Source organism: Cobetia sp. BMC6, assembly GCF_029991385.1.
Classification (GTDB): Bacteria; Pseudomonadota; Gammaproteobacteria; order Pseudomonadales; family Halomonadaceae; genus Cobetia.
The window spans coordinates 120,131-132,566 of record NZ_JAKUMF010000004.1 but is presented as its reverse complement, the minus strand read 5'-3'; the positions used below and the strand labels follow the sequence as shown (position 1 = coordinate 132,566).

At 54.5% G+C, this 12,436-nt stretch carries 10 protein-coding genes and 1 pseudogene; 8 read left to right on the top strand and 3 right to left on the bottom strand.

Translation table 11 applies throughout. The features are described 5' to 3' along the window. Positions 1-19: 19 nt before the first annotated feature. Positions 20-940 carry a bile acid:sodium symporter family protein gene (locus tag MKZ40_RS10105; protein ID WP_175088977.1) on the bottom strand — a complete coding sequence of 307 codons (921 nt, stop codon included), beginning with the start codon at positions 938-940 and terminating at the stop codon, positions 20-22. A 204-nt stretch (positions 941-1,144) separates the two neighbouring features. On the opposite strand from MKZ40_RS10105, the gene MKZ40_RS10100 reads away from it, so the two are divergent. From MKZ40_RS10100 to MKZ40_RS17215, 4 genes and pseudogenes are all read left to right on the top strand, one after another. Further along, positions 1,145-2,059: a cation diffusion facilitator family transporter gene (locus MKZ40_RS10100; protein WP_175088978.1), complete on the top strand. Its 915-nt coding sequence runs from the start codon at positions 1,145-1,147 to the stop codon at positions 2,057-2,059. Positions 2,060-2,172: 113 nt separating this feature from the next. Beyond that, complete coding sequence (locus MKZ40_RS10095; RefSeq protein WP_175088979.1) at positions 2,173-2,850, top strand: thioredoxin domain-containing protein; 678 nt, start codon at positions 2,173-2,175, stop codon at positions 2,848-2,850. After that, on the top strand, positions 2,850-3,839 hold the full coding sequence (locus MKZ40_RS10090; protein WP_175088980.1) for a M23 family metallopeptidase: 990 nt from the start codon (positions 2,850-2,852) through the stop codon (positions 3,837-3,839). The genes MKZ40_RS10095 and MKZ40_RS10090 overlap by 1 nt, the downstream gene beginning before the upstream one ends. 111 nt (positions 3,840-3,950) lie before the next feature. Next, positions 3,951-4,733: pseudogene (locus tag MKZ40_RS17215) on the top strand (ZIP family metal transporter). A 28-nt stretch (positions 4,734-4,761) separates the two neighbouring features. Here MKZ40_RS17215 and MKZ40_RS10075 read toward each other — a convergent pair. Further along, complete coding sequence (locus MKZ40_RS10075) at positions 4,762-5,220, bottom strand: helix-turn-helix domain-containing protein (RefSeq protein ID WP_175088981.1); 459 nt, start codon at positions 5,218-5,220, stop codon at positions 4,762-4,764. Positions 5,221-5,306: 86 nt separating this feature from the next. Here MKZ40_RS10075 and MKZ40_RS10070 point away from each other — a divergent pair, with 86 nt between their 5' ends. The 4 genes from MKZ40_RS10070 to MKZ40_RS10055 all read left to right on the top strand — a co-directional run bounded on the left by MKZ40_RS10070 (position 5,307) and on the right by MKZ40_RS10055 (position 10,634). Then, positions 5,307-7,493, top strand: coding sequence for a heavy metal translocating P-type ATPase (locus MKZ40_RS10070; RefSeq protein ID WP_175088982.1), 2,187 nt, complete (start codon positions 5,307-5,309; stop codon positions 7,491-7,493). Continuing rightward, positions 7,490-7,993 carry a signal peptidase II gene (lspA, locus tag MKZ40_RS10065; protein ID WP_175088983.1) on the top strand — a complete coding sequence of 168 codons (504 nt, stop codon included), beginning with the start codon at positions 7,490-7,492 and terminating at the stop codon, positions 7,991-7,993. The genes MKZ40_RS10070 and lspA overlap by 4 nt, the downstream gene beginning before the upstream one ends. A 4-nt stretch (positions 7,994-7,997) precedes the next feature. Next, positions 7,998-9,524, top strand: coding sequence for an apolipoprotein N-acyltransferase (lnt, locus tag MKZ40_RS10060; protein ID WP_175088984.1), 1,527 nt, complete (start codon positions 7,998-8,000; stop codon positions 9,522-9,524). A gap of 252 nt (positions 9,525-9,776) precedes the next feature. Further along, positions 9,777-10,634: a L,D-transpeptidase family protein gene (locus MKZ40_RS10055; protein ID WP_345947313.1), complete on the top strand. Its 858-nt coding sequence runs from the start codon at positions 9,777-9,779 to the stop codon at positions 10,632-10,634. 136 nt (positions 10,635-10,770) lie between these two features. On the opposite strand, the gene MKZ40_RS10050 is transcribed toward MKZ40_RS10055, so the two are convergent. Continuing rightward, positions 10,771-11,676, bottom strand: a complete 906-nt coding sequence (locus MKZ40_RS10050) for a hypothetical protein (RefSeq protein ID WP_175089071.1) — start codon at positions 11,674-11,676, stop codon at positions 10,771-10,773. Between the last annotated feature and the right edge of the window lie 760 nt (positions 11,677-12,436).

The following is a 12,436-nucleotide window of genomic DNA, read 5'->3' as shown; positions in this document are numbered from 1 at the left end:
AACCGATACGGCCATCCCTTCAGTGACGGGCGAGAATCTTCGCTGCGATGGGCGAAGTGATCATTTGAATCACGGCAAAAAAAGCGGCTGGAATCGCGATTTCTGATGGCAAACCGGAAGCAGCGACAAACGCTGCGGCAATGCTGAATTCCTTTTTACTGACCGTGAAAAGATAGGTAATCACCTCTTTGCGATCAGAGGTGAGTAACCGTGAGGACATACCTACCAGGTAGCCAATCAAATTGAGGCACAGGGCCGCGCCCGCAATCACAAACGCATACCAGCCATAGCCAATGATCGTGGTGGCATTCGGCCCGACCACGGCGAGTAGGATCAGCAGATACAGAATTGACCCTATCCCTGCATACGCTGAATCATGCCGTGCAAAGAAAGCCGAAAACTTTGTCCGCAAGCTGACCCCAATCACGGTAGGAACAAGCACGATTAGTGTTAATTCAAGAATAATTGAACCAAGCGGCACGTCCAACTGGAGGCCGGTGAGCCATAAAAACAGGAAGGGGACAATGAACGGACATAACGCGGTGTTGACTGCGTTGAAAACAGCGGCAAGCGCCACATTGCCTTTCGCCATCAGTACCAAAAGAGGAGAGGACACATCCGTCGGCAGAGTGCCGAGCAAGATTTGGCCAGCAGCCAGTGGGCCGCTTCCAAAAAATAGACGGCCCGTTAGCCACCCGGCAATCGACATCGGCCCATAGACCAGCCCCAATGCCAACAACTGCCGTGACGGCTTACGGAACACGATGCGCACTGCATGCGCATCGAATGTGAGGCTGATGATCAACATCAGTAATGCCAGTAATGGCCCAATCGCGAACTCAAGCATTATTCCGGTGGCCGGAAAGAGTAAGCCTACCCCCGCGACGACGATTACAAACCAGACAAGGTGCGCCTCGACAAAATAAATGAATCTACTCATGGTGGATTGGACGTTACCGGTTGAAGTGGATTGAGCCCCGCACCTAAAACATGATCACTTCGGCCCAGCACGCCATGACTTGCTTGGGAGCAAGGGACGCTCTTCCCAATCCAGCGATGCAAATAGACAATGCTCAAGGGTTGAAGCTTTAGTTGCTAGAGGTTTTATAGTACCAAGAACAGATAATTCGAGAGAAGGTAACAGATGGGACATCATCATGATCATCCTCACATTGATCCTGCCTCTGGCGACCGGCGCGTCAGCATCTCCATATGGGCCAATGGGCTCTTAACCATCGCTCAAATCGTCGGTGGCATTATGGCGGGAAGCTTATCGCTGATCGCTGATGCGTTACATAACTTTTCAGACATGGCAGCGTTAGTCATTGCTTTTTCCGCTCGTAAAATCGCCAGACGGCCCGCCGATGCGCATATGACCTTTGGCTATGGCCGCATCGAGATAGTGGCAGCACTCATCAATTACACCACCCTCATTATTGTCGGCGTCTACCTGATTTACGAAGGCGCTATGCGGATGATCGATCCCCCTGAGATGGAGGGATGGACGATCGTGATTATTGGTGGCGTCGCGCTCGTCGTCGATGCCCTTACCGCCATGCTCACGTGGTCAATGCAAAAAGAGAGTGTCAATATCCGCGCCCTTTTTCTGCATAACTTATCGGATGCGTTTGCCTCCATCGCTGTGATTATCGGTGGTTCGCTTATTTTACTGTACGACATGCGCTGGGTAGACCCCGCCATCACGATAGGGATTGCGCTATATATTCTTTACCTTGCCTTCTCTGAAATTGGTGGCCCTATCCGTACGCTAATGCTGGGGTCTCCCCCGGAAATTGACGGGCAGGCAGTCGTTGATACCGTCCGAAATATCGAGGGAGTCCAGGATATTCACCATGTGCATCTATGGCAGATGCAGGAAAACATGGCAGCCCTTGACTGCCACGTGGTTCTGACAGAAACCGGCTGGCAGCAGCTTGAATCCGTCAAAGCAGAGATCAAGGAGCAGCTTAAAATGCGCTTCAGTATTGCTCATTCTAGCCTAGAGTTTGAGCATAGTGATCACGCGCATCAAAATGCCAATCTATATGGGCACGAGTGACAGACCGAGGCCGACTCCCGGCTCAGGTAGGTAGCGATCGACTTACTCCCATAGCGATTGGCTTATTTTTCAACCCTACTTTTCCACCCCATCGTTGAGACAGAGAGAGAAACATGTTCAAAAAAGCGTCTTTTATATTAGCTGGTACGTTAATGCTGACCGCTGCAATCGTCGCCGTATCGAAGCCTGCCCTCTTAGACATGCAAGCTCAGGCAGCAAAAGAGAGCGGTGTCCAGGCCGAGGACTCCTTGGTGCGTCCACACTCCCCCATCTTGGGACGAGAAGACGCGCCGGTGACGATTGTGGAATTCTTCGATCCGGCTTGCGAAGCCTGCCGTGCCTTCTACCCACTGACAAAAAGTATTCTGGAAACCTACCCAGAAAAAGTGCGGCTCATCGTGCGCTACACTCCTTTCCACGGCGACGTATCGGACAAGGCCATTCGGGTATTAGAAGTTGCTCGTCGTCAGGGCGTCTTTGAACCGGTACTGGAGAGGCTGCTGGCTCGCCAGGATCAATGGGCTTCACATGGCAGTTTTGATGAATCCGCCATCCTCGATATCGCGAGCCAAGGAGGCCTTGATTTAGCGGCTGCCGAAGAGCAACTGACTTCTGCTGAGGTGCAGGCGGTGATTGACCAAGACATGGCGGATGTCAGAGCCAATCAGATTCGCCAAACACCCACCTTTTTTGTCAATGGCGAGCCTTTAGACCCCTTTGGTATGCAAGAGCTGATTGATGCCGTCGAGAGTGAAGTAGCGGAGATCTCTGGGGAAGGGGATGGCCAGTGATGCAGCGCTGGTGGTTATTAGGCTTGGTGGGCTTTTACCCCTTGCTAGCCGAAGCCAATTGGCAAACGCATCTGCCATTGCCGCCGTCTGAACTTAGCCCTGTCAAGTTACAGGCGGCTAGCGAGCAAGAAGGCACATTACCGCTCGATAGCGTTGATACCCTAACCTTTGGGCGTGATGTCGTCATTGATACCACCCTCTACGAGGCCTTGGCTGCAGAAGGTGTCCCAACGCGTTTCGCCACTAAACTGGAAACACTGCTCAGCGAGTTTATCGAAGCGCCGTTGGAGTTTTCTGGCAGTGAACGTATTCAATTAGTGTGGGAGGAAGATCGACGCCAGGACGGCACCCGTGTTGGGCCACCACGCCTCAGTTATGCCGCTCTGCCTGATCAGGCAGAGCCCTTGGAGGTCATTTGGCCGGTCACCCAAAAGGGGGACGTAGCTCTTTTCAAAAGCGACACCCTGCTAGGCACGTTGCGGTTGCCCGTGCTTAGTGCCCGCTTAACGTCTCGCTTTGGGAATCGGCGACATCCTGTGTATGGAGGGATGCGTCCTCATAATGGAATTGACTTGGCTGCGCCGACAGGAACGCCGGTCATTGCCACCGCACCTGGGCGCGTATCCTTTATGGGTCGCCAAGGGGGATATGGGCAGGTGATCGAGGTGGAGCACGACACAGGGGCAATCAGTCGCTACACACACCTTAGCCGATTTTCCCCACAGTTAGTGGTTGGGAATTTAGTCAATGCGGGAGAGTCGCTCGGAGAGGTAGGTGCCTCTGGGGTCGCCACGGGGCCCAACCTGCATTACGAAGTGAGAGTCAATAACCAGCCTGTTGACCCCCTTGGTCAAGGTCAACGCATCATGCTAGGCGAACAGCCGACTCAAAGTGAATATCAAGCGTCACTTTACGAGGCAAGAGATCGCTTAGAACAAGCTATCGGTACGGCGTCACTTTATGACTTGATCTCGTTTAACGAGCCGTAACCACTCGTGCTTAACAACGTTGCATGGGGGTTAGTAACGTGAAAGTGCGCTTGTCTCGTTATGGAACCCAAGCCGTGTAATCACTCATCTATCACAACACAGGTAATCGGTATGGAAGAGGTTTCTCCCGTCACCATGGGGGTATTGGCAAGCCTTGCGGCGGGCTTGATGACGGCTGTAGGGGCGCTTCCTGTCTTGTTTACCAAAACACCGAATCGTGGTGTTCGCGATTTAGCGTTGGGGTTCGCCGCTGGTGTCATGCTAGCGGCCTCTTTCTTCTCACTGATCATACCCTCCTTAGAAGCCTCGGAGCTGCGTTATGGCGGTAGCGTTGTGCCGGCTGCCATTGCTTGTGCGGCCATTTTGCTAGGGATTGGAATGGTCGCACTACTGAACGAGCTCTTACCTCATGAGCACTTCGAATAGGGGCGAGAAGGGCCAGAGGCTGCCTCACTACGCCGTATCTGGTTGTTTATTATTGCCATTACGATACACAACCTGCCAGAAGGGCTGGCCGTTGGCGTGGCCTTTGGCGCAGGGGGAAGCGAAGGAGGCATGCCGCTAGCGATTGGCATTGGACTTCAGAATGCCCCAGAAGGACTGGCCGTAGCAGTATCACTGCTAAGCGTGGGCTATTCACGTTGGCGGTCATGGACGATTGCCGCCCTTACGGGGCTTGTTGAGCCGTTGGGTGGCTTATTAGGCGCTGGAGTCATCAGCATGTCACAAGCGCTACTGCCCTGGGGGTTGGCCTTTGCAGTGGGGGCGATGTTGTATGTGATCAGTCATGAGATTATTCCCGAAACTCATCGTAGCGGGCACCAAAAAAAGGCCACGCTGGGCCTCTCCATCGGATTGGTGCTCATGCTGTTTTTGGATGTCTCGCTGGGCTAACCATGGGGCGTGGGGCGTAGCGTTAGTGCTAACCCAAGTCGTGAGCCCCTCCATGCGAGTTTTCAGTGATACAGAGCTGATGATCACTAATGACCTCAATGATTCGACAGCTTTCCACTTTGCCACCGGCACACTGCGTGACCATCCGTTGAAGCTCCTCACGCAGTGCGGAGAGTCGTTGAAGGCGAGACTCCACTTGCTTTAGGTGATGCGTGGCGATGGCATCGACTTCTTGGCAAGGCATATCAGGTTGATCTGACATGGCCAAAAGCTCTCGCACTGACTCCACCGAAAAGCCAAAGTCTCGGGCATGACGAATAAAGGTCAAACGCCGCACAGCGTCGTCTCCATAGCGGCGCTGTCCTCCGCCGGTTCGGGTCGCATCGCGCAGCAACCCAATACGCTCGTAATAACGAACTGTTTCAGGTTTGCAATCAGCTCGTCGTGCTAACTCACCAATGCTGATACTTTGGCCGATCATCGACATGGTAAAACTCCTTAGGCAGGGCTTGAAGCTGTAGTTGCTACAAGGTTTACACTTCAAAACCATAGCCCATTGGCAGGAGAGGCACCATGAAAACATCGACGCCGACAACAGCGCCTACCGTCTTGACGCTGCGTGTTGAAGGCATGGACTGCGGCGGTTGTGAGCGCAAGGTTGTGTCGGCGCTAGAGCGGCTGGACGGCATTGAGGAAGTCACAGCAAGCTCGGTCACGGGATCGGTGAAGATTCACCACCGCGATCAGGGTGGCCCCTCTCAACAGACCATTGAGGGCATCCTGAACGAACTAGGCTATCAAGTGACTTCCCCTGCTGGCCAAACACGCGCATCTGATGCTTCATCCCCTTGGTGGCAAACCGCTAAAGGGCGCTTGGTCATTATCACAGGCAATCTGCTGATCGTAGCCTTCGCGCTTCGTTTAGCATGGCCTGCGCTGGGTAATGTGCCGTTCATTCTGGCCACGCTGGTCGGCTTAATGCCCATTGCGCAGAGTGCCTGGGGCGCCCTCAAAATGCGCAACCCCTTTACTATCGAAATGCTGATGTGCATCGCTGCGCTTGGTGCATTGGCTATCGATGCTGCTGCTGAAGCCGCGATGGTCGTATTCTTGTTCGCCGTAGGTGAGCTACTCGAAGGGGTAGCTGCGTCACGGGCGCGCCGCAGTATCTCAGCCTTGGAAAATTTAACACCCTCAACGGCAAGGCTGATGGACAATGGCCATCTGCGTGACGTCTCGGCGGAGTCACTTAAACTCGGTCAGCGTGTGCTGGTGCGGCCCGGTGATCGCGTTCCTTGCGATGGACGTATCCTGGTGGGCACGTCCGACCTTGATGAGTCGCCGGTAAACGGCGAGTCCATCCCCCGTTCGCGCTCGCCTGGTGATGACATTTTTGCTGGCACAGTGAATCTTGATGCCGCCCTGGAGGTGGAGGTAACACGAGGCGCTGATGACAATACAATCGCACGCGTTATTCGCCTGGTTGAAGAAGCACAAGCCGCCAAGGCACCCATAGCACGCTTTATTGATCGTTTTGCGTATTACTATATGCCCGCCGTCGTCTTACTCGCCCTACTGATGGCGATAGTGCCACCGCTGGTATCGACCATGGCATGGTCGGAGTCGATTTACCGTGCGTTAGCATTGCTGTTAATCGCATGCCCCTGCGCGTTGGTCATTTCCACCCCAGCCGCCATCGCCGCCGGTCTCTCGGCGGGCGCTCGGCGCGGCCTACTGATCAAAGGGGGAGCCGTTCTTGAACAGTTAGGTAAGCTTCGCTTGGTGGCATTAGACAAAACGGGCACCCTCACTGCGGGTACCCCAAGAGTCACAGATGTGGAGTCTTGGATTGCTGAGGAAGACGATAACAGCGTATTGCGGCTCGCCGCCGCAATAGAGCGGGATTCCAGTCACCCTATCGCCACGGCTATCGTTGAGCATGCTCGACAGTCGGGCATCAACCTCCCCACCGTCACCGGCAGCCGCGCTCTGGCGGGGCGCGGTGTTTCCGGCCAGGTGGAGGGTCGCGAGCTGAGCTTAATGACGCCTCGCCACCTTCACGAGCAGGTCATCCTTGAGGAAAGTCTCAGTGCTCGGATTGTCGCGTTAGAAGAAGCCGGTAAGAGCCTCGCTCTCCTCGTCGAAGGCGAGCATTTGTTGGGCTTGATCGCGGTTCGCGATGAGCCACGCGAAGATGCCATTGAAGGCCTAGCGGCGCTATCCCGTTTAGGCGTACAGGCGGTCATGCTCAGCGGTGATAATGCCCGCACCGTCGCTGCCACGGGGGGGCGCTTAGGCATTGAAGCGTACGGCGAACTAATGCCTGAAGACAAGGCAGCGTATGTTCGAGACTGGCAAGCGGCAGGCCGTGGCCCCGTCGGTAAAGTAGGCGATGGCATCAACGATGCACCGGCACTCGCGGCAGCCGATGTCGGTATCGCGATGGGAGGCGGCACGGATGTGGCGTTGGAAACCGCCGATGCAGCCTTGCTCAAGAACCGCGTTACCGGCATCGCTGAGCTGATAGACCTCTCTCGTGCCACGCTGCGCAATGTGAAAACCAACGTTGTTCTCGCGCTCGGCTTAAAAGCCATTTTCCTGGTCACCACAGCTCTGGGTATTACCGGCATGTGGATTGCGGTGATGGCCGATACCGGTGCTACCGTCCTGGTGACGTTGAACGCCATGCGACTGCTGGGTTACCGCTTTTCGCCCAGTACCGCAATGACAGGCCTGTCACAAGGAAAAGTAACCTCATGAGAACAGTGCAACACGATAGCCCTTCACGTCGCTGGCCATGGTTCATATTAGCTTGCGTGATGGCTCTAGCCGATCAACTGGTCAAGGAAATTGTGCATGCCCAGATGTCGTTTGGCCAAGTCATTCCGCTAACGCCGTTTTTTAACTGGGTTTATACCGGGAATACAGGAGCCGCTTTCAGCTTTCTCGCAGAAGCAGGGGGGTGGCAGCGCTACCTCTTTCTAGGTTTAGCGTTGGTGGTCGCCATTGTATTGATGGTGCAGCTATGCAAACCCCTGCCGCGTTTGGAAGCCTGTGCGTACAGTCTGATTCTTGGCGGCGCGCTCGGTAATACCGTTGATCGCTTAGCGCGAGGGTACGTCGTCGACTATCTGGACATTTACTGGGGCGAATGGCATTGGCCCGCCTTTAACATGGCCGATATCGCGCTATTTGCCGGTGTATTGATGTTCGCGGTGGCGTTATGGCGTGAAAGTCCTGTTTTTAAGCGCTCTGAGTAACGCTATGGATGTGGTCGATCAAGATAAAGAATATACGCTTTTTGCTGGGCGACTCTCACCAATAATCGATTGCGTTGTAGCGCTCGCCGCTGGGGTACTGACCACCTTGAGTGCCGCCCCCTTTTCCCTATGGTGGCTTGGCCCAGTGGCCGTGGCACTGGTCTATTGGAAGATACAGTCGCTAACGCCCGTCATGGCCACCCTGCGTGGGTGGTGCTATGGGGTAGGCCTGTTCGGTTCAGGCACGTCGTGGGTCTTCGTTGCTATTCACGATTTCAGTGGCACCGGGGCCTTGGTGGCGATGTTCCTCACCACTCTTTTTGTCAGCGTCCTGGCGCTCTTCTTTGCAGTCCCCTTTGGGCTCTATCGACGCATCACGGGGCCACGGTTCGCCTTTCTTAGCTTTGCCGGTATGTGGGTGGTGAGCGAATGGCTACGCACCTGGTTGCTCACCGGCTTCCCCTGGTTATTGTTAGGCACCTCTCAGATAGATTCTCCACTAGCCCCATGGGCACCCGTTGGTGGTGTGTACTTGCTGTCACTTATGACCGCGCTGACAGGTACGTTAGGGGTAGAGGTACTGCGTCGCCGCTGGAGTTGCCTTGTCCCAATGGCCGCCTTGTGGGTCGTTCCATTCTTATTGCCCGCCCAATGGACAACCCCGGCTGGCAAGCCCATCCGGGTGGCATTGCTGCAAGGGAATCTTGACCAACGCATTAAGTGGACTGCCCAAGGGCAGCGCGAGGCGGTCAATATCTACACAACAATGACACAAGAGCAAGCAAGGGACATCGATCTCATCGTTTGGCCCGAGGCAGCCCTTCCCATGCTTGAGCAGGAAGCACAGCGAATACTGGAGCAAGTAGCGTCCGACCTGGGGCCTAACACCGCCTTGTTGACCGGCATTTTGCAACGCGACAGTGAAGGGCGCTCTTATAACAGCGTCATAGGGCTAAATGATGTGCAAGGCGAATACCAAAAAGCGCATTTAGTACCCTTTGGCGAGTATTTGCCATTCCAAAGCCTCCTCGCTGACACCCTTGCTTTTTTCGACTTGCCAACACCCCGGCTGACCCCTGGTTCAGACGTACAGGCTCCGTTACACGTGGCTGGCACTACCATTGGCACTGCCATCTGTTACGAGATCATTTTCGCCGATCATGTCGCCCAACAGGCGCGTAATGCCGAGCTGCTATTAACGGTTTCCAACGATACGTGGTTTGGGCGTTCCATTGGCCCACACCAACATCTTCAAATGGCGCGTTTACGTGCCTTAGAAAATGGTCGTCACCTACTTCGAGCTACCAGTAATGGCGTGACGGCCATCATCGATTCACAAGGTCACGTCACAGCCCGTGCCCCACAGTTTGAACAGGCCAGTTTAACTGGCGAGGTGACCCCGATGCAGGGCCTAACTCCTTTCACACGCACCGGTAGTGGCCCCGCTTGGATACTCGCTGCCTTGCTGACACTGCTCGGGTTACAACTGAACTTATCTCGATCAAAAAACGACGCATTAGATGAAAAATGAACCTAGCGATACTCCTGGCAAAGAACGCAGTAATACTTAAGAGATTCCTCCCATGGCCAATGCAGATCGGCTTCATCGTGAGTGTGGTGGTTTCGTTTCTGGCATGGCCCACTGTCGCCATGGAGACACAACCCGACACAACCCGACACGACCCAGGAGACGGAATGGCCCAAAGGGCATTACCCGCTACCAGAGGAAGGTAATATTATCGGAGAGGCTGACACCTTTATCGTAAAGGATTACGACGATACCTTGATAGATATTGCCAGGCGTCACAACCTTGGCTATTTGGAGATGATCCGTGCAAACCCAGAGGTTAGCATCTGGGTTCCAGGGGTGGGCACGGAAGTGACTATTCCGGGACGTTTTATTCTGCCGAATGTGGAGCGTACTGGGATCGTTATCAATATCGCCGAGCTGCGGCTTTACTACTACCCAGATGTCAAAAACGGTGAGACACCGCGTGTTGAGACCTATCCTATTGGCATTGGTCGCGAAGGGTTTGATACTCCTCTAGGCGTGACCGAGACCACCATGAACATTAAAAACCCCGCGTGGTACCCGCCTGAGTCGGTAAAACGCGAAGCGGAAGCACGCGGTGAAACCGCGCCCAGCGTTGTGCCACCCGGCCCCGATAACCCGCTAGGAGACCATGCCATCATCCTAGGCTTCGATGGCTATTTGATTCACGGCACCAACCAGCCCGATGGCATTGGCATGCGCGCAAGCCGAGGCTGTATCCGCATGTTACCCAAAGACATCGAATCTATATTTGACCGCATTCCACCCGGCACCCAAGTCAACATCATCAATCAGCCGATCAAGATAGGTTGGGAAGGCGGTCAGCCGCTGATTCAAGCCTTTCCGCCGCTTGGAGAAGAAGAGCACAGTATGACCGCACTCACAGAGACCATGACACGCCTAAACCAATACAATGTCGATAACGTAAACCTCGATTACGAGCAGCTCAGCGATGTCCTGTCACTCTCTAACGGGCTTATAACCCCCCTACATCCAAATCAGGAACAGGAACAGGAACAGGAACAGGAACCACAGCGCCACAGCCCAGAAGAGAAGTCTATCAAGGCATTTATGAAGACCTGGATCTGATGTCATCTCAACGGTCATGACACGCCTTCTGGCACACCGTTGAGCCCTGGCATATAGGTAGAGAGCCATAGCCCCGTCCAAACGGCGGGGCGACATTCGCGCGGAGCCCTCCAAGTGACTGCGCGCTATCAGTGTCTTAGCACTCAATATCCAGAGGCAGCCAGTAGGTAACGTCACTCATTACCACCTGTATCCCGTCTGTCGTCCGCTCTACGGTCTGTTGTCGAAGCATTTTCTGCGTTACTTTTGTGTCATGGAAATACTCCATGGCAGCAACGATCCATGCCTCCCTCCAGGCCTCTCCTTGATCAGCACACCGGGCCATCGTCATCAGGGTGCGGGCTAGTGTTTCTTTTCGCCGCTTTCTTGCCCGTTTTACATCCACCCGAGGAGCCAACGTGGTGGCATGTTGGCGATTCAAGAAATTAGTAAACCCCGTCACCGAGGCTGCTTGTCCAGGCACCGCCTGCAAATAGTTGTCCACATCGCCCTGTTGAGGCAGTCGCTGCCCCTCCCGGTCAGTAGCGAGTAGCAATGCGGCTGCCGCTCTTAGTGCAAGTCGTGCGGAGGTGTGGGACGTTTTGCCCGCCTCTATACGGGTTTCTAATTGCTGCCAATAAGCATGCAGCGCTTTTTCTGATAAAGAAGCGGACGGCATAGACCTGAGACACGCTTTGATACGTCGTTTCTCTGAGTCGATCTTCTTTGCTTGGTGATCCGGCTCTACCCCTTGCTCTTCATGCAGCCATCGCATAAGAAGTCTTACACGCCGCAACCCCTCCGCCCCGAAGTGATGAAGCAGCTCCGAATAGCTCGGTATCCGTGACCATGCCTGGTCGATCTCAAGGAAGAACGAGAAGAAATGATTGATCTTGAGGGCAGCCTTATGCGGCCCTGTGGTACGAATCAGCCATTCACCAAATTCCCCAAAGGCCTCACTTAACGCTTGGGTAGTGATACCGGCTTGGCCAATGGTGATGCGTTTACGGCATGTTCGCGTCCAATAGCAGGGCTCACAGGCATCGCCTCGACCCGCTGGCATGGGATTGCCACACAATGGACAGGCAATTTTCCCTTGCTCATAACAGACGTTGCACAATGCGTCACCGCTGGATGTCATGACCAATAAGCGATGTCGACGACACGCGGAACAGGTACCGTGATCTGCCGTCGCACAGCGTGGACATAAGCGATGATCATGCCCCATACGCGTCACTCGGGTAAGACGTTGAGAGGGTTCCCCACACTCCTCGCAGGACTCTGACTCTCTGAAATAGGGAGCGCAGGCGATACAGACAGGGCCGTAGGGAGTGACCTTGCCGATGTTGTAGTCTGAACTGGCTTTTCCACATCGTGCACACGGTTTGTCGACTTCGCACTGACGACAGACGGCGTCTGGGTCATTCTTAGGCAAACGAGCTAACTCACCACATCGTGGGCACATCCGCTGCTTAAACTCACGAGCATAGCAAGTTGAGCAGTAACCATGCCCCTTATGGCGTCGCCACAATTTGGAGACTTCTCGACCACACTCATCGCAGTCTACCGTTTTGTGTTGCTTCAAGAGGTTGGCTCCGCTTTCATTCTCCGTTTTAAACGCGCCCATGAGGCTCTCACTGCGCGTTCCGACATGGGGCGATGAGCCGGTAGAGCACGGCGGCGATGCGGCCCATGAGGGTGATGAGATAACCGTGATAACAACGGCAACAATATAACGGGGGGTGACTTTCGGGAATCATGAAGCGCACTCGTTTTGACATTACAAGCGACCAGAGCGCTAAACGTTTCTTCAAGGCCTATAC

Coding starts and splice junctions, on each gene's coding strand:
- MKZ40_RS10100 (WP_175088978.1), top strand. CDS start 1,145: ATGGGACATCATCATGATCATCCTCACATTGATCCTGCCTCTGGCGAC.
- MKZ40_RS10070 (WP_175088982.1), top strand. CDS start 5,307: ATGAAAACATCGACGCCGACAACAGCGCCTACCGTCTTGACGCTGCGT.
- MKZ40_RS10105 (WP_175088977.1), bottom strand. CDS start 940: ATGAGTAGATTCATTTATTTTGTCGAGGCGCACCTTGTCTGGTTTGTA.
- lnt (WP_175088984.1), top strand. CDS start 7,998: ATGGATGTGGTCGATCAAGATAAAGAATATACGCTTTTTGCTGGGCGA.
- MKZ40_RS10090 (WP_175088980.1), top strand. CDS start 2,850: ATGCAGCGCTGGTGGTTATTAGGCTTGGTGGGCTTTTACCCCTTGCTA.
- MKZ40_RS10095 (WP_175088979.1), top strand. CDS start 2,173: ATGTTCAAAAAAGCGTCTTTTATATTAGCTGGTACGTTAATGCTGACC.
- MKZ40_RS10050 (WP_175089071.1), bottom strand. CDS start 11,676: ATGCCAGCGGGTCGAGGCGATGCCTGTGAGCCCTGCTATTGGACGCGA.
- lspA (WP_175088983.1), top strand. CDS start 7,490: ATGAGAACAGTGCAACACGATAGCCCTTCACGTCGCTGGCCATGGTTC.
- MKZ40_RS10075 (WP_175088981.1), bottom strand. CDS start 5,220: ATGTCGATGATCGGCCAAAGTATCAGCATTGGTGAGTTAGCACGACGA.